Consider the following 23,135-nt stretch of genomic DNA (forward strand, 5'->3'; position numbering starts at 1 on the left):
CTTCAATAACCGCTCAGAAATTCTCACTGTTCATTCCCCCTGTAAATGATTAGTTAACAGTAGGGGATACTCTGATTCTGTTTGCATGACATGTCCAGGTTGCCGGCATCTGCATACACCACCTTTGATGGATTTCCCTGTATTATCTCAGTCTAACGAATGGATGTCCAATTCATGCTGCACCTTGACTGAAGATCTCTATTAGCCGCAGGTTAGTCAGGAAGTGATATTGCATCTGAGACCACACCGAAGGTTGATCCTTGGATATAAGCCTGATTCTGCAGAGCTTCAAGCTGTTTAGCAGTACCGGTTACGACTACACCAATAATTGTAATATCGCCCGGTTCCAGAATATCATTATCCCCGGCAAGGCTCTCATGAACCTGATCTGCTTCCCATATGAAGTTTTTGCCCTGCTTCCGCAGCTGTTCGACACTGTTAATGAAGGAGTTCACACCGCCATAGGGGGCAAACTGCTCTCCGTGAAATCCGTAGATGATCATCGAATCAGCTGCGATGGTCTGGCGCGTTTCTTTCAGGTATTTTTTATAAGAGGGAGTATAGGCATCCGCCCAGAACCAGACAGGCTGCAGCCCGGCAGGCAGAAGCTTCTGCGTCTCCTCCAGCGTGTAGGCATGGTCAAAAGACAAGGCCAGCTCCACCAATGTATCATCTCCGAGCTGCTTCAGCAGACTGATGCTGTCCTCATACGAATCATACTGGATCTCAGGATGATAAAAGACCATTTCCCGGTCACCGGTAGCAGAGTTGTAACGGGGATATGAGGAGGAAGGGCGCAGCTTTTCCGGCGGCGAAATTGCTCCAGATGCGCCGTATCTTCCGGTGGATCGGCCCCATAAATTATATGATTCCTCGACGGTCTCCCAAATATAAGGTTGGTTTCCCAGCCATTTGTAAGTCTGATTGTATGTTTCACCTCCAAAGCTATCCAATTTCAATGACTGGTTGCTGATGTGCACATTTGGGGCGCTGATCTCGTTTTTCCAGAGAATTTCAGATTGTACCTTGTCTCCCTGGTTCAGTCTTAAGTGGTAGAGGCCATACCAAATAACGGCAAGTATAACCGGGGTCACAACCATAATGATTCCAATGGTTTTCAGGGTGGAGCGGAGTCTGGCTTTTCTGATGAGTTGCTGAGTCTGTTTCTCTCCGAGAATAAACTGGTCCTGCTCCTGATTCTGTTCCATTTAAATACCCTCCTTATAATGTTTGATGAATTGGTTTTTGGCGCGTGTGACATGAGTCTTGAGCGTGTTCTCATTCATACCGTACAAGGACGAGAGATCCTTGTAAGTAAGGTTCAGCTCATATTTGAGAATCAGCAGCTCCTGATGTTGCTCAGAGAGTAAAGCAAGGGTGTCGCGGATATTCTGTGCGGTTTCCCGCCTCAGCAGCTGGATTTCCGGCAGATGGGTCAAGGAAAAAAGTTGAATATCGTCAACATCAACCGTAGGATGGCGTTTGTCTTTTCGCTTAAGGTCATAGAACTGATTCGTCGCGACACGGAACATCCAGCCCATAACCTGCTTGGAGCCAATTCCGTCCTGATAGACCAGATATTTATAACAGGTGTCCTGAACGATATCTTCAGCGTCCTCGCGGGCAAGCCCGCGTTTCCTCAAATACCGGTATAGCAAAGTACCGGCTTGCTGCAGAAAGTGATGAATGGTGTCTTTGGCCATGTCTTGCCCCCTTCCCCTATACAACGCCAAGCTCCGTGAAAAGTTTACAGCAGCCGGAACATCTGTATTCTTTAATTATAAATGTTCAATACTGGCAACAGTTTCAGCAGTTCAGTTAATATAATATAAGTATGTGAAATATTAGCTGAACGGAGGGTATCTATGATTCAGGATCATGAACTGCAGATTCGCCCAATAGCTGAAGGGGATCTGCCTAGGCTGTGGGAACTCGCTTATAAAGAGGAGGTGCCGGAATGGAAGAAATGGGATGCACCTTATTATGAACACAAACGAATTACATGGGAGACGTATTACAGGAAGCGAGCCGAAATTATTGGCTGTGTGAACAATTGGGTAATAGAAGTTGAGGGCGTTGTTATAGGTGACGTCAGCTACTACTGGGAGCATGAGCCGTCATACTGGCTGGAAATGGGGATTGTCATCTATGATCCTGCCTATTGGAGCAGCGGTTATGGGACTAGGGCTCTCAAGCTGTGGATTGGTCATTTATTCACTACCCTTCCGCTAGTCCGTGTCGGCTACACCACCTGGTCCGGGAATGAGCGAATGATGAAAGCAGGAATGAAGCTGGGCATGACGATGGAGGCCAGGCTTAGAAAATGCCGATATTATAACGGAATATACTATGATTCTATCCGGATGGGGCTGCTTAGAGAGGAGTGGGAGGATACGTTGAGAGAGTAAATATGAATGTTTGTGAAAAAAGACACAAATTCGTGAAAATTATCACGTTGTATTCATAAAATTTTAATATATAATAAAGTTAACTTAAAGAAACAGGGGGAATTAAAATGAAATTATTTAAAGTATTAGTAGTAGCAGGGGTATCGGTAGCATTGTTGTCTGGTTGTGGATCGGATAAGAATAATGCAGACAAAGGGGCAGCAGCGACAACTGCACCGGCAACAGAGCAGACAGATGCAAAAACCTCCGCTTCGATCGTGAACCAGGCAGATTCTTTCATTAGTGCAGTAAGCGATAAGGGAACCTGGATTGTTGCAGTGCTGAACGATCTGACTGTGGACAAGGATGTAGTGGTAGCAGGCGAATTCCACGACAAGAACGATACAGCTAAGCCAATCTACCGTAAGCTGGCCCTGTACGCACAGGATGCTGACCACAAAGTTACAGCTACTTACACCCTTACAGCACCAAAAGTAACTGTACAGAGCGAGAACTTCCGCGTTCAAGGCGGTACGATCAAAGGTGATGTATATGTAGAAGCTAACGGCTTCAACCTGTATAAGGATGCTACAATCGACGGCAACCTGTACTTCTCCAGCGAAGATGTGAAGGCAACGGCTGTGCTTGAAGGTAAAGTAACCGGAGCTACAGAAGTTAAATAAAATAAGTATATTGGAATTCATTCAATTACTATAAGGAAATACCGCCTGTAGACAGGGTCCCGGAGGGGCTTGCGCTACAGGCTTTTTATATGGTATGGGGGGATTTTGTAATCTGGACCGAAATCATCTATAGTTAAATGGAAGCTGTTGTAAGCGCAAACAATCGGGACGGGAGATGCACTCATGAAAACTACACGGAGATGGGGGATGGCTGCGGGAGTGATTCTGGCTTCTGTAGCGGTACTCTATTTATTGTTATATATGTATGAAAGACCCGGCGGGTGGTCGGACCAGCGGATGTCCAGCTCATTGGGAATGAATCAGTCGCTCCAGATTCCTCTGGGCTCAAGTCCGGAGGAGGCCGTACGGTTATTCCGTGAGTCTGATTCCATGACGGTGGTACATGAGGAGACTGTTGGCAGGGGGAAGCTTGTTTTTCTGACCCGTTCAGGTGATCAGGACCGCAGCAATCTTCAAGTCGAATATGTCCGCAAAACCTGGATCGGCTGGAAATGGGTCTGGGGGGCGGGCTACGGGATGGACGGAGACCCTTCTGTGTCGGCAATGAATTATATGAGGCTGCCGGAGCTGGAGCAAATCTCCACTCCGTTTCCTATGGTGTTCGGTGAGGTGCTGGACCCGTCTATTCAGCAGATTATCGTTCAACAAAAGCAGACCGGGACCGATAAGTCCGAGGCGAAGCTGATTCAGACGTCGCAGGGCCGGACGATTTGGTTTGCTTTTCAAGCGGCGACGGCGGGCGTTCCGTTCGAAATCGAAGGACTGGATCAGGCCGGGAAGATTATTGCTACCAAGGTTATTACAGATGTCCGGGGCAGCGGGACAATAGATTCAAGCAAGTGAACAATTCATGTATAGGATTGGCGTAGAGTGATTAGCTCTGGTATTTATGATATGGAAGAATAACGAAGACTCCGGCTCTGCATTTATGCGGACTGCCGGAGTTTTTGTCTGTAAAAAGCTTTATCAGCAGATGTGACAAAAATAACTGACAAAAATATAATTTGAATCATTCACTAGTGTTTTAGCGCATATTTCATAGGGTGATATGAGATTTTGGTATAAAAAACCACCGTTTTGTCGAAAATGTTCAGATTTTGTTCACATGCACTAATTAACATAGTTGGAGGCACTATTCTGTGTGCCAGTATGGCTTAGGTCCGGGAACGGGTTAAGTTAAATGCATGTGTGACCGTCTGCGTTCTTCCCCTGAGCAGTCTGACCCATTGTCAGCATTTCTTAAAACAGCAGGTCAAAGGAGGGATTCATCAGAGCGATCTTGAAGTGCTGCCGCTGAAGCATGGCGGTATTGCCATGGACGGAAGAACGCTGAGCTTGCTGAAAGATTCAGAGGTTAGCAGAGTTGAAGTTGCCGGATTTGTATTTACTACTACAAAGAGTTCTGTTTGGAGCTCGAAATGGCGATTTACACAAAGGAACCGTCTGCCTTTTTATCTCTTCGAGTTTCAAACAAGGACTATAGAAGGGGCGGAAGGTGAAAGATGGAATCTCATGCAAAACGAAAAGGCTGGTGGAGCAGGCCGGCGAAAGCCTTGCTGTCGCTGACACTGGTGGCCAGCGGTTTCTCTTCGGCAGTTGTGACATCGAAGGTGCACGCGGCCAGCGGAACTCCAGGCGGAAGTCTTCAGGCGCCGGTATTATGGCTGAAGGCGGATGATGGCGCAGCGGCTACAAATGGAGGATTGACAGGCTGGCAGGATCGTTCTCCTAACCCTGTGGCGTTCACGCTCGACCTTCCTAATGGGGCAAAAGTTCCGCAGTACAATGAAAGCGGAGTGAATTTTAATCCGAGTGTGAAGTTTGCCAATCCGGCGAACTGGTCCCATTATAATTCATCGGCGAAATTACTCGGTGATAAAAATATAACATTCCAGTCCGGATATGCCGTTTACAAATGGCCTGAAGCGGGTAGTGCAGGCACTCTCGTAGGCAGTTCCGATCTTAAACCTTCCAACGGAGTTATCGTTATGGGCGGATATGGGTCAGATATTAGTAACGGTCCTGGTAGAGAAAAGGTATATAGCTACGCTAGTTCCAATATACGGGATCGTTACCAGCTTGTTAATTACGAAATAGGAGATGCTGCTCATACTGCCAGTATTGATGGTCAGAACAAAAATGTAAGATTTCAATCGACAACTTTTACTCCATTCACGTTCATACCTGTGATCGGAGCTACGAATGCACCCAATAGTAATAACTGGACAGGTCTGAATGCGGAAGTAGCGGAAATTATTTTATATGAAACCATCACAAGTGCTGATGCAGCGAAGATTGAGACATATCTTGCTGTAAAATACGGCATCACTTTAGACCATGACTACATTGGTACGGATGGTACTCTCCTGTGGAGCAAGACGGCCAACGCGGCGTATCATCACAATGTGGCGGGCCTTGGCAAAGACATTCTGGAGGAGCTGGACCAGAAGCAAAGCCGAAGCATTAATAAAGACACACAAGTCGCAATCGGTCTGGGCGGACTTGCTGAAGCAAACAGCGGAAATACGGCTGCGCTTGCTGATAGGCAATACCTCATCTGGGGCGATAATGGCAAACCTGTTAAATTCACTGAACAGCTTGGCTCGACGGATTGGTATCTGGCCCAGCGGATCTGGAAGGTTCAGAATAATGGTGATGTGGGAGAGGTGGAAATCGCCATTCCTGCATCGGCTGCCCCGGGAGCCGTAAAGCTGCTGGTGAGCGATACGGACACGGACTTCGCACAAGCCACTGAGTATGAGCTCAGTTCAATCACACTTGCCAATAAAGCTCACTATGCTGCGAAGGTGACGCTCAAGGATGGGCAATACTTCACTTTTGCGGCAGAGGCTCCTGAGCTTCAGAACTCTCTGCTGGAACAAATTGCGGAGGATGGACATGAGATCGTGCTGGCCTTCGACCAGGAGATGACCACGGACAATCTGGCAGGCTTCATTGTTGAGATTGGAGGCACAGCCGTGCCTATAAGCAGCCTCACCTACAGAGTGGACTCTGCCGATTCCAAGAAGCTGATTTTGACGCTGCCTGAGGGTACGGATGTTAAAGGGAAAACGGTGAACGTGTCCTATGATGGCACGGGTTCGCTCAAGAGCACTTACGGAGCCCCTGCTAAGCCGTTTGCGGTCAGTCCAAGGGATCAATTCATTGATTCACTTAAGATCACCCAGCCTGCGGGGAGTCCGGTCAATGTACCTAAACCTGAGATTACAGGAGAGGCTGAAGAGGGTTCTGCCGTAGCAATTGTAATCAGGGATAAAGATGGACAGATCGTAACTGGCGCAGGCGGAAATGCTGTCGTCGAAGCGGATGGGACATGGTCGTTCACCCCGGGCAGCGACTTACACGATGGGGAGTACACCGTTGAGGCGACAGCAACCAAAGGTGTGAAATCTGCAGTTGCCACCAAGGGGATTACGGTTAATCTTCCGGTGCCCGCAATTGAGATCACAGCTCCGGGCGGAGAGACGGTAACCGATCCCAAGCCGGAGTTCCAGGGAACGACAGATCCTGGGGCTACAGTAACGGCAGTCATCAAAGATGAGGACGGTAAAACCATCGGAACTCCCGCAGTTACTGTGAATGCGGATGGCACATGGAGCTTTAAGCCGGAAGCGGCACTGCCGTATGGCAAATACACGGTAGAAGTGACTTCGGCCAAAAACGGAAAAACCAACATGGCCTCCAAAACAATTACTGTAGTAGACAAGAGCAAGCTGCAAGCGGAAGTGGATTTGTCTTCCACATTGGCCGAGGAAGACTACACACCTGGAAGCTGGACGAGTTACGAGTCCAAGCTGACTACCGCGCAAGCGGTGCTTACGAGTTCCACGGCTACACAAGCGGAAGTGGATACGGCGCTGGCGGAGCTGACCGCAGCGCGTGAAGCACTGGTGCTGAAGCCAGTGGTGGACAAGAGCAAGCTGCAAGCGGAAGTGGATGTGTCTTCCACGTTGGACGAGGAAGACTACACACCTGGAAGCTGGACGAATTACGAGTCCAAGCTGACCACCGCGCAAGCGGTGCTTACGAGTTCCACGGCTACACAAGCGGAAGTGGACACGGCGCTAGCAGAGCTGACCGCAGCGCGTGAAGCGCTGGTGCTGAAGCCAGACAAGAGTAAGCTGCAAGCGGAAGTGAATTTGTCTTCTACATTGGATGAGGAAGACTATACAACTGGAAGCTGGACGAGTTACGAGTCCAAGCTGACCACCGCGCAAGCGGTGCTGGGTAATGCGACGGCCACGCAGGCTGAAGTAGACACGGCGCTGGCGGAGCTGACCGCAGCGCGTGAAGCGCTGGTGCTGAAACCAGTGGTGGACAAGAGCAAGCTGCAAGCGGAAGTGGACTTGTCTTCCACGCTGGCCGAGGAAGACTACACACCTGGAAGCTGGACGGAATACGAGTCCAAGCTGACTACCGCGCAAGCGGTGCTTACGAGTTCCACGGCTACACAAGCGGAAGTGGACACGGCACTGGCGGAGCTGACCGCAGCACGTGAAGCGCTGGTGCTGAAACCAGTGGTGGACAAGAGTAAGCTGCAAGCGGAAGTGGATGTGTCTTCCACATTGGATGAGGAAGACTACACACCTGGAAGCTGGACGAGTTACGAGTCCAAGCTGACTACCGCGCAAGCGGTGCTGGGTAACGCCACGGCCACACAGGCTGAAGTGGACACGGCGCTGGCGGAGCTGACCACAGCGCGTGAAGCGCTGGTGCTGAAGCCAGACAAGAGTAAGCTGCAAACGGAAGTGGATTTGTCTTCCACGCTGATTGAGGAAGACTACACACCTGGAAGCTGGACGAGTTACGAGTCCAAGCTGACCACCGCGCAAGCGGTGCTTACGAGTTCCACGGCTACACAAGCGGAAGTGGACACAGCACTGGCAGAACTGACAGCAGCACGTGAAGCGCTGGTGCTGAAACCAGTGGTGGATAAGAGCAAGCTACAAGCGGAAGTGGATGTGTCTTCCACATTGAATGAGGAAGACTATACACCTGGAAGCTGGACCAGTTACGAGTCCAAGCTGACCACCGCGCAAGCGGTGCTCGGTAACGCCACGGCTACGCAAGCCGAAGTGGACACGGCACTGGCGGAGCTGACAGCAGCACGTGAAGCGCTGGTACTGAAACCAGACAAGAGCAAGCTGCAAGCGGAAGTGGATTTGTCTTCCACGTTGGATGAGGAAGACTACACACCTGGAAGCTGGACGGAATACGAGTCCAAGCTGACTACCGCGCAAGCGGTGCTTACGAGTTCCCCGGCTACACAAACGGAAGTGGACACGGCACTGGCAGAGCTGACCGCAGCGCGCGAAGCGCTGGTGCTGAAGCCAGACAAGAGTAAGCTGCAAGCGGAAGTGGATGTGTCTTCCACATTGGATGAGGAAGACTACACAACTGGAAGCTGGACGGAATACGAGTTCAAGCTGACCACCGCGCAAGCGGTGCTCGGTAACGCCACGGCTACACAAGCCGAAGTGGACACGGCGCTGGCGGAGCTGACCGCAGCGCGTGAAGCGCTGGTGCTGAAGCCAGTGGTGGACAAGAGCAAGCTGCAAGCGGAAGTGGATGTGTCTTCCACATTGGATGAGGAAGACTACACACCTGGAAGCTGGACGAGTTACGAGTCCAAGCTGACTACCGCGCAAGCGGTGCTTACGAGTTCCACGGCTACACAAGCGGAAGTGGACACAGCACTGGCAGAACTGACAGCAGCACGTGAAGCGCTGGTGGAAGTGCCTGTGGTACCAGTAGTGGATAAGAGCAAGCTGCAAGCGGAAGTGGACTTGTCCGCTATTCTGGACAAGGAGACCTACACGCCAGCAAGCTGGGCGAGCTACGAGTCCAAGCTGACCGACGCGCAAGCAGTACTGGCAAGCGCCACGGCCACGCAGGCGGAAGTGGACACTGCACTGGAAGCATTGCAGGCGGCTTACCGGGCATTGGTTCCCAAGAGCGGTCTGGCAAGCATTACGCCATCGGCTGGTGCGATTCAACCCAATGTGACGGCGAGCGTGTACGAGTACAGTCTTAATGTGGAGTACAAGGTCTCCGAGCTTCAACTGACATTGGCAGCCGCTCATCCGGACGCAGCCATTACGGTTAACGGCCAGGCGGCCGGGACGGGGCAAGCTAGTGCTGCGGTGACTCTGAATGTAGGCGATAATACCGTAACCATCGTAGTTCGGGAAACGGATGGCAGCGAAAAAACGTACACGGTTACCGTGAGACGCCAATCCGCGCCTAATGAGCCTTCTCAGACACCTTATGTCCCTTCTAATACACCTACACCGGCTCTACCGGTAATAGAGAGAATAACTGTAGATGTTGAGGCCATTGGCTATGGAATTGTTGCCAAAACAGAAATTGAAAGAACTACAAATAATGATGGCAGCAAGAGCGATAAAGTGACGTTTACAACGGCCAAAGCTCTTGAAGCTGTTGAAAAGACCTTGGCAGCCCATTCGCCAAGCGTACGTATTCTTATTCCGGACAAACAGGATATCGTAAAAGATGTCCGTGTGGAGCTGCCGGATGCGGCAGTGAAGGCTGTACAAGACGCTGGCCTAAACCTGGAAATCTATACTGATAACGGCATGATTACCATTCCGAATGCCTCGCTCAGCGGCCTGAATCCGAACCTGTATTTCCACCTGATTCCTGTCAAACAGGAAAGCGAGCGCAAGCAGGTAGAAGAACGGGCCAGAACGGAGCAGATTGTCCGCAAGGCACTGAACAATGGCAACGTCTATGTAGTAGATCGTCCAATAACGATTGAAACCAATATGACAAGCCGCCCGGTAACAATCACCCTGCCGCTCGACAGCAGTCATGTACCGGCAGAGGCACGTGCAAGAGAAGCTTATCTGTCGAAGCTGGCTGTGTTCATTGAGCACAGTGACGGAGAACGGGAATTGGTGAAGCCCGCAGTTGTAGCTTACGGGGACAACAAGCTGGGCCTGACTTTCCCAATCGGGAAGTTCAGCACCTTCACTATTCTTAATCTGGACAACGGAGCAGACGGAAGCCACCGCGCTTATATGGTCGGTATGCCGGACGGAACGTTTAAGCCGGAGAACGCGCTGACCAGAGCACAGGTAGCCATGATTCTCTACCGGGTGCTGGCGCTGCAAGGTGCAGACGCAGCCCCATATTCGGATGTCTCAGGCAGCCACTGGGCAGCAGAAGCTATCCGTCAGGTTACAGGTGCCGGACTAATGAAGGGCATGACAGACGGAAGCTTCAGACCGGAGCAGAGCATCACCAGAGCGGAAATGGCAGTCATCATTGCGCGCTGGAAAGCACTCTCAGGTACAGGAGAACACAGCTATAACGATGCTCTTGGCCATTGGGCGGAGAAGGCAATCGGCCAAACGAAAGAGGCCGGTTATATGGAAGGGATGCTGAATGGCAGCTTCCAGCCGGACAAAGCCTTGACCCGTGCCGAGGGGGTAACTGTGTTCAACCGGATTCTGGAAAGAGGGCCGCTGTACGGTGAGACCGTGCCAGTATGGTCCGATGTGCCGATGATCCACTGGGCGTTCCATCAGATTGAGGAAGCTTCACGGGATCATAACTACACAAGCCGGCCGGAAGGCGGCGAGATGATGATCAAGCCATAAATAAATAAGGAAGGGCTGTCCAAGTCATGAGGATGACGGGGGCAGCCCTTCTTTTATTGGAATGCTTCATCAGATGATCTTTCGTATGGGCTCCGGCTTAATTTTGCAGATGCAGCCTATACTCATGGGCCGTGATGCCATACACACTTTTGAAATGCCGGTTCAGATGGGTCAGGTCCGTGAAGCCGAATTCGGCCACAGCGGCATAGATATCCTTGTTCTTCTCGATGAATTGCTTGGCATGCTCGACCTTGCAGTTCAGGAAGAATTGATAGGGCGAGGTTCCGGTATGAGCTTTGAACTCGCGGATGAACTGGTATTTGGATAGATTGAACTCGCGCGCGAGATCGTCGAGTTTCAGTACATGGTCCAGGCTGCAGTACATCATTTCTTTGGCTTTGGTGGCAAAAGCATTGTTCATGCGCCGTGCGGTCTGTATTTCCGTATGGGACAAGCGGTTGGCGAGCCGGATAAGCAGTTCGCTGCTAAGTGACTCATCGGCACTGCTCTGGACAGCGTGTCTGAGATTACAGATACAATGCGCCAGCTCCCTGTCATAGACGATAGGAGTGGCGAAGCGAAGTTCCTGTTGGCCCACAATCTCTGTCATCAGGTCCGGCTTGATATACAGCATGATGTAGTCAATGCCTGCCCGGTCATAAGAGCTGCCGTCATGAACCTGCTCCGGGTTAAACAGCATGACACCATTCCTGTGCGAAGCCTGCCGGGTGCCGTCCAGTGTATATTGCTGAATGCCACGCAGGGTAACGCCGACGGCGTATTCTTCGTGGCAATGTTTTTTGTAGGTGAAATCCGTCATGCTGGCCGATAAGGCGAGGATCTCGGCAGACTTCCTGTAATTGAATTGCTCCATCCTGACCACCGCCGTTCTATAAAATTCCGGATACCATTACAGCAGAGTATACTAGAAACAGAGCCATTATACTATTCATCAGCATCTGATGCCGCTCCAAAAAGCTCTTGAATACGGAGCCGAAGACGACCCAGGCTGTGAAAGCCAGGAAACCGATCACCGTAATGACGATGACGAAGATGAAGGAAGCTGCGGGCGAGCTATAGTAGGGCATGACATAACCCGGGATAACCGTCAGCGTGAACAGCAGTAACTTCGGATTGGCGAACTGCGTCAGCAGCCCGGAGAGGAAGCCTGAGGCCTGCTGGCCTGCCGCTTCAGAACGGCCCATCCTGTACACCTGATAAGCGAGGTAGAGCATATACAGGCTGCCGATGATCTGCATGACACCGAGTATATGCGGAAGGATGTCAGCAAGCAGGCGGTTCAGCAGAGCGGATGCGGCAAGGAGCAGTCCGAACGCGAGTGTGGCTCCGCCGACATATCCCATTGTTTTCCTGGCCCCATGATGCTGCACAGAGGAGAGGATCACAATATTGGTCGGGCCGGGTGTGAAGGTAACCACAATACAATAGATGATAAAGGAAAGGATATTCATGATGACCTCCGGTGAAAGTAGTTCCATGAATATACACCGGGGCTGCGAATCGCTATAGTACATTATTGCAATCCGCTATTCCTTTAGCTAAGAGAACTCCACAGTGTCAATATCCCCATCACCATCAGGAAAGATCCCATCCATAAGCCCACGGCCCCTCTGAAGCGCATGGAGCTGATGTAGGCGTCACTGGGTTCACTATCACCTTTCATTTTCCAGCCCTCACTCGCCTGCCAGGTGAAGGTAGGGTTTTTGCGCACATATAAGCTAAATAAGTTAACTGCAATTCCAAATAACAAGATGAAGATTGCGCTAAAAGTTTCGATGATCATCAGCTCCTCAGTAGGTTCAAATTTGTCGCCGTTTATATCTAATACGTTACTTGGTTAAGGGGAGGTTTCACAAATATAATAAACGTGAAGTATAATAGTCCGATAGTATTTCTTCTGAAGGAGAGTCCTTTGTGTTCAAAATAATGCTAATCGAAGATGATATCACCCTGTTCGGGGAGATCAGGGAGAGACTTGCCCAATGGTCCTATGAGGTGTACGGAATTACAAATTTCGGTAAGGTACTGCAGGAGTTCTCGGAGGTCAAGCCGGATCTGGTGGTGATTGATATCCAGCTGCCGCAGTTCGACGGCTTCCATTGGTGCCGGATTCTGCGCAGCCACTCCAAGGTGCCGATTATCTTCCTCTCCTCCCGGGACCATCCAAGCGATATGGTGATGTCGATGCAGCTTGGGGCCGATGATTTCATTCAGAAGCCGTTCCACTTCGAGGTGCTGATTGCCAAGATTCAGGCCATCCTCCGCCGGGTCTATAATTATGCCAAGGAAGGCACGGAGCTGAAGACCTGGCGCGGAGCGGCAATTGAGTTCGTGAAGAATACGGTCACGGGCAGCGGGGGAGCGGCTCTGCTGACCAAGAATGAGATGCTGATTCTCAAAATCCTGCTGGAGCGTAAAAACACTATTGTAGAGCGTGAGGAGATCATCACCAGCCTGTGGGACAACGAGCATTTTGTCAGCGATAATACGCTGACTGTGAATGTGAACCGGCTGCGCAAGAAGCTGGAGCCGCTCGGTCTGGATGCCTACATAGAGACTAAGGTGGGGCAAGGGTATATGGCGACTGAAGAGGCGGCAGAATGATAAGGAAATACATCACCGAGAAGCGGAGCTGGCTGCTCCTGCTGGCCGCCCTCCAGCTGATTATTATATTCGTGGCCTATATTGATTCTGCCATCCCGCTGCTGCCGGTCCTGTACATTGTGCTCCTCAATACGCTGCTTTGCCTGGCCTTCGTCTTCCTGAGGTATTCCCGGGAGACCCGGTTCTACAAGAGCCTTGCCTCTTGGGATCAGATCTATGAGCTGCAGGCGGTCCTGGAGCCGGGCAGTCCGATGGAGCGGCTCGTCCACGAGGCGGTGAGCGCCCAGACGGACCGTTACAAGCGCGAATCCTCCGTGAATGTCGGGCTGCTGGAATCGGAGAAGGACGAGCTGCTGGCCTGGATACATGAGGTCAAGACCCCGCTGACTGCTATGCAGCTGATGATAGAGCGCCTGCCGGACGAGACCCTGCAAAGACAGATGATGTACGAATGGCTGCGGATTCACCATCTGCTCGACCAGCAGCTGCACCAGAAGCGGATTCCCTTCATCCGCAATGATCTGTTCATTGAGAAGGTCGGTCTTGCTCCTATTCTTAATAAGGAGATCCGGGCATTGAAATCCTGGTGCATCTCCAAACGCATCGGGTTCGATGTGGAGCTTGAAGCTGAAACGGTACTGACAGACGGTAAATGGCTGGCCTTCATGCTGCGGCAGCTCCTGACCAATGCTGTGAAATACAGCGAAGCCTCCGATATCTTCATCCGGAGCAGTGAGGAGGGCGGCCATGTTGTGCTTGTCATTGAAGACAGCGGACAGGGAATTGACCCCAGGGATCTGCCGCGGATCTACGATAAGGGCTTCACCTCATCGCGCTTCCGCCAGGAGGGGGCAGCTACGGGCATGGGGCTGTACCTGACCCGGCAGGTTGCGGAGCCGCTGCTGATTAGACTTCACGCTGCTTCCGTGCTTGGGCAGGGGAGTGTATTTACGCTGACTTTTCCAAGGGAAAATGACTTTCAGCGGCTGACAGGGATGTGACAATAGTGTCACATGCCTGTTCCATTTGTTCGGCGAAGCGCAGGAGAATAATCATCCACCCGCTTATGATAGAGCTATAGAAAAGGAGTGGGGAACAGATGCTTATTATGCAGGCTAACAAAATCTATAAAACCTATGGTAACAAATTCAATAAACAGGAAGTCCTGAGGGGCATTGATCTTCAGGTGGACAAGGGCGAATTCGTCGGAATCATGGGTCCGTCCGGGTCCGGCAAAACGACGCTTCTGAACGTATTGTCCTCCATTGACCGGGTAAGCAAGGGCACAATCGAAATTGAGGGCAAGGAATTCACCGGGATGAAGGAGAAGCAGCTCGCCGAGTTCCGCAAGCATCATCTCGGGTTTATTTTCCAGGATTACAATCTGCTCGACACCTTGACCGTCAAGGAGAATATCATGCTGCCGCTGTCGATTACAGGCATGTCCAAGAAGGAGGCGCACCAGAAATTCGACCAGGTGGCGGGCGAGCTGGGAATTTATGAGCTGAAGGACAAATATCCGGCGGAAATCTCCGGCGGGCAGAAGCAGCGTACGTCGGCGGCGCGGGCATTCGTGCATGATCCGAGCATTATTTTTGCCGATGAGCCTACTGGAGCCTTGGATTCCAAATCTGCGTCCGATCTGCTGAACAAGCTGGCCGCCATGAACAGCAAGCGTGAAGCCACCATTGTCATGGTTACGCATGATGCTGTGGCCGCAAGCTACTGCAGCCGTGTCGTCTTCATCCGGGACGGGCAAATCTACACCCAGCTGAACAAGGGGGAGGAATCGCGGCAATCCTTCTTGGGTGATATTATCAGCACTCAGGGCGTACTTGGCGGTGTCACACAATGAGTCTGAATTATATTATCCTGCGGAACCTCAAAAAGAACATTAAGAACTATTATCTCTACGTGTTCGCGCTTATTTTCAGTGTGGCCCTGTACTTCTCCTTCGTGACGCTGCAGTTCGACCCGGCCATGCACGAGGTCAGCGGTTCGATCAAAGGCGGGGCTGCTATCGGCGCGTCCTCCGTCCTGCTGGTTGCGATTGTGGCCATCTTCCTGCTGTATGCGAACACCATCTTCATCAAGCGCCGCAGTAAGGAGATCGGGCTGTTCCAGCTGATCGGGCTGACCAAGAGCAGAATCTTCGTGCTGCTGAGCGCCGAGAATCTGATTCTATATTTCGGATCGATGTTCGCGGGGATCGGTGCAGGGTTCGTGATGTCACGGCTGATCCTGATGATTCTGTTCAAAATCCTGGAGGTCGATCAGGTCGCTGCGCTGCGCTTCTCCCCCGAGGCCCTGCAGCGGACGGTGCTTGTTTTTGCCGCTGTGTACGTGCTGATTATGATCATGAATTACACCTTCATCCGGGCCCAGAGCATTCTGTCGCTGTTCAAGGCTACGGCCACTTCCCAGACACGTATTCAGAGAATGTCGCTGTGGGAGGTTGTGATCGGCCTGCTCGGGATTGGCAGCATCTGCGGAGGGTATTATGTGTCCGGGGAGCTGTTCAGCGGCAGATTCACGGGTATGAACGGGCTGATGTACGCAATGATTGCCATCCTCGCCCTGGTGATTATCGGAACCTATCTGTTCTACAAAGGCTCGGTCAGCTTTCTCTTCAATCTCATCCGCCGCAGGAAGAAGGGCTACCTGTCCATTCGGGAGGTATTATCACTCTCTTCCATTATGTTCCGGATGAAATCGAATGCCCTTCTGCTGACGGTCATCACCACGGTATCCGCGCTGGCGATCGGCCTGCTCTCTCTGAGTTATATCTCGTATTATTCGGTGGAGTCCTCCGCGCGTGAGAGCTCGCCGCATGATTACGGCTTCCTTCAGAAGGCCGATGAGACAGGATTCCGGGAGGCGCTGGATCAGGCTGGCATAGGTTATACCACGCTGGAGATTCCAACGGTGCAGGTAGAGGTGGATCTTAAGGAGGTCGTGGATACTAAAAATTTCTCCAACAATGACACCAGTCTATTGGCTACCGTGATTAGTGAGAGCAGTCTGAAAAACATGGATTTGCAGCCGGGCGAGGTACGGATTATGGGTTACACAACTACGAAGCAAACCATGCTGAAGCTGAAGGATCGCGGTGAATTGGACTTGTATATCAAGGGTGGGGTCATTAAGCAGCAGCTTACAGGTTTGTCTGAGCAGTCTGTGCTGCCGTATTATTTTGGCGGAGGGATCCTGGGGGTGTTCGTGGTGGATGATTCAGTCTTCCAGGAATTGCTTCAGCATAAAGATCCGGATGAGCAAAAAAGAGTGAGCGGCGAAGGAATCTATTACGGTATCAATCTTACCGGGTCCTCGCAGGCCAAGCAGGCTTATGAGATTTATACACAGCACAAGCCGGAGCTGCAAAGCTTCTCGCAATATGAATTTGAGTTCAACCAGCGGACCAATATGGGTCTCATTATGTTCATTGTCGGATTCCTGGGCCTGACGTTCCTGATCACCTCCGGCTGTATTCTCTATTTCAAGCAGATGGATGAGAGCGAGGAGGAGCGGGAGGGATATACGATCCTGCGCAAGCTGGGCTTCACCCAAGGGGATCTCCTGAGCGGCATCCGGTTCAAGCAGCTGTTCAATTTCGGTATTCCGCTGGTAATCGGCCTGTGCCACAGTTATTTTGCGGTAAAATCCGGCTGGTTCTTCTTCGGGACCGAGATGCTTACTCCGATGTTCGTCGTTATGGGGCTGTATACCGTGCTGTATTCCATCTTCGGCCTTCTGTCCGTCCTGTATTACAAGCGGGTAATCCGGGAATCCCTGTAATTATATGCAATGATGAGGATAGCCTTGGGGCTGTCCTTTTCTTTTTGCGTGTATGTAATTATATTGTTGCAAGTTCATAAGGGTTCAGCTCTTGCCTTACGCAAAACAGGCAGCGATAATGGTATAATAAGACCGAAACGGAGCAGACCAAATGTTATCGCCCGGCAATAGGGCTTTCCGTAGAAGAGATTCAGAAGTTAAAGCCGCTACAGTAAAAGTAGCAGAGCTATCAGATTATAGACAGAAGAGGTGGGGGCGTGTCAGTTACAGTTGGGGAGATTAAATCGATTAACCGTTATCCGGTAAAATCCTTTGCAGGAGAGGCACTGGAGGCCTGTAAGGTTGTATCTTACGGAGTGGAGGGGGACCGGTATTGTTCCTTTTATGATATGACCAAAAAAGACTGGTCACAGTATATTACTGCCCGGAAGATTCCGAAGATGATGTCTTATAAGGCGGAGTATACGGGGGAAGATATCCGTGTAACGGCTGCGGATGGCCGGGTGTTCGGCTGGGATCGGGAGCTGCTGAATGAAATTCAAAGTCTGACTTCCACCCAAATTACCATGTCTGAGTTCATGGCACCACACCCGGAGGAGCAGTACCCGGAGCTATTATCGGTAGATGGGGCAAGTATTCTGCTGGTGACCGACAAGAGTCTGAAGAACCTGGAGGCGATGTGGGGCAAGCCCATAGACCAGCGCCGCTTCCGGGGCAACTTCCTCGTGGAAGTGAGTGAGGACTCGCTGGGGGAGGAAGAGTGGCTCGGCCGCCGTCTGTCGATTGGCAGTACAGTGCTGCAAGTGGATAGCTATTGTGAGCGCTGCGTGATGATTACGACCGATCCGGATACGCTGGAGCGGGATAGCTCGCTGCTGAAGCAAGTCCACAAAGAGCTGAAGCAGCAGTTCGGCGTCTACGCTTCCGTTATCACTCCGGGAGAGGTCCGGCTGGGCGATCAGGTAGTGATGCTGGATAGCTAAGCTGGACAGAAGTCCTACGCTCTTGCCAAAGGTGGGCGGTCACCTACATAATGTCTTTAGCGACTATAATGTTGTAAGTTTTACAACTTTGATATCTCAGCAGCGGCACCGTTGGGAGAATTGTTGCACAGATTGCAGGAATTGTCTGGAATAACTGCCTTATGCGAAGGAATTGCTGCATTTTATGCAATATTCTCGGGTTAGCGGGAGTTAGATCCGGGGAATGTTGCAATTCGTGCAGGATATGTAATTACGGACAGCTAAATGGGGTGAAAGATATGCTGGAGTTGTCCATGGAGCATGCGGATGAGCTGGTGAAGGTGACACACGCGCTCTCTACGGAGCTAAGACTCAGAATGCTGGCGCTGCTTAACAGCCGGAGAATGAATGTGGCGGAGCTGGCGGAGGCGCTGGAGATTCCGGTATCCACGGCAGCCTCCAATGTGAAGGTGCTTGAGCAGGCAGGGCTGATTGAGACGGAGCTGTTGCCCGCTTCACGCGGGGCGATGAAGGTATGCAGCCGGATTTATGATGACATCAAGATCACGATCAATGCTCCGCAGCGCCGCCTGCAAGCCGGTCAAGGCGAATATTGCTATGAGATATCCATGCCGATCGGCAATTTCACAGCCTGCGAAGTGGCGCCTACCTGCGGGATGGTCAGTGAGAACGGTCCAATTATTTCGGAAGATTCACCGGCGGGATTTTTTCATCCGGACCGGGTACAGGCCCAGCTGCTCTGGCTGCGCAAAGGTTATCTCGAATACCGCTATCCGCTGGAAATTCCGCAAGGAGCGGTGCTTCACCGGATTCAGTTCTCCATGGAGATCTGCTCGGAGGCACCGAATTACGAGAATGACTGGCCTTCGGATATTACGCTCTGGATTAACCAGGTGGAGGTGGGGACCTGGACCTCGCCCGGCGACTTCGGCGGCAGACGCGGGAAGCTGAATCCCTCGTGGTGGATAGATACGGGAACCCAGTTCGGCGCACTCAAGACCTGGAGTGTAGATGACACACGCAGTACCATCGACCACCAGGAGCTATCCGCTGTTAATCTGGAGCAGCTGGGTCTCACAAGGCAGAACCACGTGGATCTGCGGCTGGGCGTGAAGGAGAATGCAGTCTTCAAGGGCGGCATGAACCTGTTCGGCAAAAAGTTCGGCGATTATGAGCAGGACCTGGTGATGAAGATTTTTTATAGCGTGGAGCCTTAGGATGAATAACATAGGGATTAGCGAAGAACCTGGAGCTTTGGCTTCGGTTCTTTTTTTGCGTCGCCATTGACATCTCAGCGGATTCTGTAATAATTAATACATATTTATTGTATTAAAACAAAATTATTGTTCATAAGGAGCGTGCGTATTACCATGACAACCCGGCACTATATCAAGGATTATCCGCGGCCGCAGTTCGTCCGTGACGCCTGGCAGAGCTTGAACGGGGAATGGGATTTCCGGTATGACGATGACAACGCCGGTGAACGGAAGAAGTGGTACGAGGCGCTGAAGGGTGATCTGAAGATTCAGGTTCCGTTCACGTATGAGACGGAGGCCAGCGGAATCGGTGAGACCGTGTTCCATCCGTATGTATGGTATGAGCGGGAATTGCAGCTGCAAGAGGGCATGGGCAACAAGCGGGTCCTGCTGAACTTCCAGGCGGTAGACCACGTGGCGAAGGTGTGGGTGAACGGCAGCTATGCCGGGGGGCACCGGGGCGGGTATGCGGCGTTCTCGCTGGATATTACCGATTATCTGAACACGGGTGCCGGAGCGGTGAACCGTCTGACCGTCAAGGCAGAGGACAGCCAGAGCTGCACACAGCCCCGGGGCAAGCAGCGCTGGGTGGATGACAATTTCGAGTGCTTCTACGTGCAGACGACGGGAATCTGGCAAAGTGTGTGGCTGGAGTATGTATCCCCTTCGTATCTCAAGTCTGTCAAAATCACCCCGGATCTCGATAACCGCTCGGTCCGCTTCGAATACGAGGCCCAGGTGGCAGCCCCGAATCTCCGCCTGGAGACCCGGATCAGCACGCAGGAGAAGACCTTCAAGCAGGTCTCGCTGCATATCGACCGGTCTTGGCAGCAGCTGGATGTAGAGCTGACCCATGAAGCGAATGGCCCGTGGAAGCTCCAGTCGTGGTCGCCCGCTTCGCCGGTGCTGTATGAGGTAGAGTTCCTTCTGTACGAGGGGGACAAGGTGATCGACCAGGTCTATTCCTACTTCGGACTCCGCAAAATCTCCATCGAACAAGGCAAGGTGCTGCTCAACAACACGCCGGTGTATCAGAAGCTGATTCTGGATCAGGGCTATTGGCCGGACAGCCACCTGACCCCGCCTTCGGAGGAGGCGCTGATTGCCGATATTGACGCGATTCTCGCGATGGGCTACAACGGTGTCCGCAAGCATATGAAGATTGAAGATACGCGCTTCCTGTACTGGTGTGATGTGAAGGGGCTGCTGGTCTGGTCGGAGATGGCGGCCACCTATGAGTTCAATGATGAGGCAGTGGAGCAGTTCACGAACGAATGGACCGAGATTGTCCGGCAGCAATATAACCATCCTTCGGTCATTACGTGGGTGCCTTTCAACGAATCCTGGGGCATCCCGCAGATCTACACGAACAAGCGGCAGCAGAAATTCACGGAAGGCATCTATCATCTGACCAAGGCCATCGACCCGAACCGTCCGGTTATTGTGAATGACGGCTGGGAGCATACGGTCAGCGACATTATTACCCTGCATGATTATGAGGAGAGTGGAGCGGTCTTGCTAGAGCGTTATGCAGATTCCGGCAGCGTGCTTGGCGGCAGCTCCTCGTTCAATAACTGGAAATTCGCGATGGCCCAGGGCTACGAGTACCGGGGTCAGCCTGTCATAGTCAGTGAATTCGGCGGCATTGCCTTCGACACCGGCGAAGGGTGGGGCTATGGGGAGCAGGTCAGCAGCACGGAAGCCTTCATTGAACGGTTCCGCAGCATCACGCAGGCGATCAAGGACACCCCGTACATCTGCGGATACTGCTACACTCAGGTTACGGATGTGCAGCAGGAAGTGAACGGACTGCTGAATGCGGACCGGACCCCGAAGATTCCGCTGGACGAGATTCGTAAGATCAACCGGTAGAAAGGTCTATCCTCAGAGCGGAGATCAGGTGACCAGCTCCGGGACCGGACAGAACCCGGGGTTCGCAGCGCACAGAGCAGTGGTGAAGTCTGGCCGGGTTTTCCTCAGCACAGCGAAATAACTACGGATGACATGGTTCAGCTCAGGGCTGCCATTCTGGAAGGAGAGGGATTTAAGGGTCTGAACATGAGTGTAATAGTATTTGGTCTTCTGCTTGGGCAGCTTGTAGACGGTTGGCGGAACATACGTTGTGACGTCAAAAAGATTGGCATAGCGGTAGCTGCTGCGCACGTACCGGCTGAAGGCCTTGGCAAAATCCGGGTCCCCGACACGCGGAGACCCGTAGGTATACAGCCGCGGGGCGATGAAGGCAGAATTGGCAGCAACATCCAGCGCACACAGAGTGGCCAGTGCCCCGCCAAGGCTATGGCCTGTTACATATAGCGTCTTCTCCGGGGACAGAGTACCAAGCACGGAGAGAATGGCATCCCGAGCGGATGCATAAATATCCGTGAACCCCCTATGGGTCAGGCAGGGCTCTTTAATGTATTGGAACGGTTTTTGCGCGGCATTCATGTTGGAGAGCCAATCATTTGTGGAGATGCTGCCACGCCAGGCCACAATGATCTCCTGCGGGGATTCCAGAATGAAGCCGAACAGCTCCCAGACATTTCCCATCGATTTCGCCTGGAAGCTGTGCACGGCCGAGAACCCCTCCGGCACCACGAATGCACCCTCTGCATTGGCAAATTGAGTGTAGGTCTGTCCGCAGACAGCCGCCAGGAAGATCGCCCACTCTTCTTCATCTGTCCTGTTATTCATTCCGCATCCCGCCCTTCTTTTCTATCTGTGTATGATCAGAAGGCGGGATTGGTGCCTATTCGTCTGGTGACAGCATAGACGGACCGCGTATATAATTAATCCATTGTCTGCCAAATACATATAAGGTAAAGCAAACGTAAGGGATTGCGGGAATGGAGGAGGAAATGGAAATGATTGAGGAACGTATTCCTTTGAAGAAATTAAGCATAAACGCCAAGTTTTCTTTAAATGACAAGCCTGTCGTCCTGTTGCTTCATTTCAGCGGCGGGAACCTGCATATGTGGGATGGAGTTCTCCCGCAACTGGAGCAGGACTACAGCATCCTTGCACCGGATCTCCGGGGGCATGGCCGTTCGGACAAGCCGGAGATTGGCTATCATATTGACGAGATGGCAGAGGATATGTATCTGTTACTGAGGCATTTGCAGGTGGACAAGTGCCACGTAGTAGGAAGCTCCATGGGGGCGCAGGTAGCAGTCAGTCTGGCAGCGGCTCATCCGGAGCTTGTAGCGTCTCTGGTGTGTGAAGGTGCGCTGAATAACGAATTTGGAGAATACGGTATATTTAACGTTACGGCGGAAGAGATGAATCAGAAGAAAGCGCAGCTCCGGGCAGAACTGGAGGAATGGAAGGAACCGTGCTATGACAGCCTTGAATCGTATGTAGCCGGGCAGAGGGATGAGCTGACAGCGGAGGGCCTGTGGAATGAATATTTCTGTGCGTTCTATACGCATAGCCTGGAGCAGCATCCAGACGGCAAGTATACCAATTGTTGTCCGAACCGTGTCAGAATCGAATACATAGAGAAGTATTGGGAGCTGTCCTTTGAACACTATTATCAGACAATACAATGTCCGGTCCTGTTCCTGCCCAGCGAAGCGGAAGGGAACGATGAACGGGTCCGCAGCAGTCTGAATGCCTTCGCAGAGCTGCTGGACAGCTATGAAATTGCGCTGATCCCGGATTCGCTTCATGCGTATGTCTGGATGCAGCTTCCGCTTCAGGCGGGTCAGGCTGTGCGGGATTTTCTGGACAAGCAGCGCTAACC

18 protein-coding genes are annotated in these 23,135 nt (G+C 51.9%); 12 read left to right on the forward strand and 6 right to left on the reverse strand.

Annotation, left to right across the window (positions count from 1 at the left end):
- Nucleotides 1-212: 212 nt before the first annotated feature.
- Together NSS64_RS08945 and NSS64_RS08950 are read right to left on the reverse strand one after the other, a co-directional pair.
- A complete protein-coding gene (locus NSS64_RS08945) occupies nucleotides 213-1,208 on the reverse strand; it encodes an anti sigma factor C-terminal domain-containing protein (RefSeq protein WP_341139871.1) in 996 nt (331 codons plus the stop codon).
- Nucleotides 1,209-1,703, reverse strand: a complete 495-nt coding sequence (locus NSS64_RS08950) for an RNA polymerase sigma factor (protein ID WP_341139872.1) — start codon at nucleotides 1,701-1,703, stop codon at nucleotides 1,209-1,211.
- Nucleotides 1,704-1,865: 162 nt separating this feature from the next.
- Here NSS64_RS08950 and NSS64_RS08955 point away from each other — a divergent pair, with 162 nt between their 5' ends.
- From NSS64_RS08955 to NSS64_RS08970, 4 genes are all read left to right on the forward strand, one after another.
- Nucleotides 1,866-2,408 (forward strand): GNAT family N-acetyltransferase, encoded by a 543-nt coding sequence (locus NSS64_RS08955; RefSeq protein ID WP_341139873.1) that lies wholly within the window; start codon nucleotides 1,866-1,868, stop codon nucleotides 2,406-2,408.
- Nucleotides 2,409-2,515: 107 nt separating this feature from the next.
- Entirely contained in the window at nucleotides 2,516-3,070 is a 555-nt protein-coding gene (locus NSS64_RS08960) for a hypothetical protein (RefSeq protein ID WP_341139874.1), read from the forward strand.
- Nucleotides 3,071-3,253: 183 nt separating this feature from the next.
- Complete coding sequence (locus NSS64_RS08965) at nucleotides 3,254-3,934, forward strand: hypothetical protein (RefSeq protein WP_341139875.1); 681 nt, start codon at nucleotides 3,254-3,256, stop codon at nucleotides 3,932-3,934.
- Nucleotides 3,935-4,593: 659 nt separating this feature from the next.
- On the forward strand, nucleotides 4,594-10,734 hold the full coding sequence (locus NSS64_RS08970) for an S-layer homology domain-containing protein (RefSeq protein ID WP_341139876.1): 6,141 nt from the start codon (nucleotides 4,594-4,596) through the stop codon (nucleotides 10,732-10,734).
- A 97-nt stretch (nucleotides 10,735-10,831) separates the two neighbouring features.
- On the opposite strand, the gene NSS64_RS08975 is transcribed toward NSS64_RS08970, so the two are convergent.
- From NSS64_RS08975 to NSS64_RS08985, 3 genes are all read right to left on the reverse strand, one after another.
- Nucleotides 10,832-11,608, reverse strand: coding sequence for a helix-turn-helix domain-containing protein (locus tag NSS64_RS08975; RefSeq protein WP_341139877.1), 777 nt, complete (start codon nucleotides 11,606-11,608; stop codon nucleotides 10,832-10,834).
- Between the two features lie 16 nt (nucleotides 11,609-11,624).
- Entirely contained in the window at nucleotides 11,625-12,206 is a 582-nt protein-coding gene (locus NSS64_RS08980; RefSeq protein ID WP_341139878.1) for a LysE family translocator, read from the reverse strand.
- A gap of 83 nt (nucleotides 12,207-12,289) precedes the next feature.
- Nucleotides 12,290-12,538, reverse strand: coding sequence for a DUF6199 family natural product biosynthesis protein (locus tag NSS64_RS08985; protein ID WP_341139879.1), 249 nt, complete (start codon nucleotides 12,536-12,538; stop codon nucleotides 12,290-12,292).
- Nucleotides 12,539-12,669: 131 nt separating this feature from the next.
- On the opposite strand from NSS64_RS08985, the gene NSS64_RS08990 reads away from it, so the two are divergent.
- The 7 genes from NSS64_RS08990 to NSS64_RS09020 all read left to right on the forward strand — a co-directional run bounded on the left by NSS64_RS08990 (nucleotide 12,670) and on the right by NSS64_RS09020 (nucleotide 21,265).
- A complete protein-coding gene (locus NSS64_RS08990) occupies nucleotides 12,670-13,359 on the forward strand; it encodes a response regulator transcription factor (protein ID WP_340939881.1) in 690 nt (229 codons plus the stop codon).
- The gene (locus tag NSS64_RS08995; RefSeq protein ID WP_340939883.1) at nucleotides 13,356-14,360 is read left to right on the forward strand and encodes a sensor histidine kinase; all 1,005 of its coding nucleotides are present in this window, start codon (nucleotides 13,356-13,358) and stop codon (nucleotides 14,358-14,360) included. Before NSS64_RS08990 ends, NSS64_RS08995 begins: the two co-directional genes overlap by 4 nt.
- A gap of 98 nt (nucleotides 14,361-14,458) precedes the next feature.
- Nucleotides 14,459-15,214: an ABC transporter ATP-binding protein gene (locus NSS64_RS09000; protein WP_340753012.1), complete on the forward strand. Its 756-nt coding sequence runs from the start codon at nucleotides 14,459-14,461 to the stop codon at nucleotides 15,212-15,214.
- Nucleotides 15,211-17,154, forward strand: coding sequence for an ABC transporter permease (locus tag NSS64_RS09005; RefSeq protein ID WP_341139880.1), 1,944 nt, complete (start codon nucleotides 15,211-15,213; stop codon nucleotides 17,152-17,154). The genes NSS64_RS09000 and NSS64_RS09005 overlap by 4 nt, the downstream gene beginning before the upstream one ends.
- Before the next feature lie 257 nt (nucleotides 17,155-17,411).
- Complete coding sequence (locus NSS64_RS09010) at nucleotides 17,412-18,137, forward strand: MOSC domain-containing protein (RefSeq protein ID WP_341139881.1); 726 nt, start codon at nucleotides 17,412-17,414, stop codon at nucleotides 18,135-18,137.
- 278 nt (nucleotides 18,138-18,415) lie between these two features.
- Entirely contained in the window at nucleotides 18,416-19,354 is a 939-nt protein-coding gene (locus NSS64_RS09015; RefSeq protein ID WP_341139882.1) for an ArsR/SmtB family transcription factor, read from the forward strand.
- Nucleotides 19,355-19,507: 153 nt separating this feature from the next.
- Entirely contained in the window at nucleotides 19,508-21,265 is a 1,758-nt protein-coding gene (locus tag NSS64_RS09020) for a glycoside hydrolase family 2 protein (protein WP_341139883.1), read from the forward strand.
- Nucleotides 21,266-21,289: 24 nt separating this feature from the next.
- Here NSS64_RS09020 and NSS64_RS09025 read toward each other — a convergent pair whose 3' ends face one another.
- Nucleotides 21,290-22,087, reverse strand: coding sequence for a lipase family protein (locus NSS64_RS09025; RefSeq protein WP_341139884.1), 798 nt, complete (start codon nucleotides 22,085-22,087; stop codon nucleotides 21,290-21,292).
- 170 nt (nucleotides 22,088-22,257) lie between these two features.
- Here NSS64_RS09025 and NSS64_RS09030 point away from each other — a divergent pair, with 170 nt between their 5' ends.
- Nucleotides 22,258-23,133 (forward strand): alpha/beta fold hydrolase, encoded by an 876-nt coding sequence (locus NSS64_RS09030; RefSeq protein WP_341139885.1) that lies wholly within the window; start codon nucleotides 22,258-22,260, stop codon nucleotides 23,131-23,133.
- Nucleotides 23,134-23,135 lie beyond the last annotated feature (2 nt).

Origin of the sequence: Paenibacillus sp. FSL H8-0122, from assembly GCF_038005345.1 — a bacterium.
Lineage (GTDB): Bacteria > Bacillota > Bacilli > Paenibacillales > Paenibacillaceae > Paenibacillus_AQ.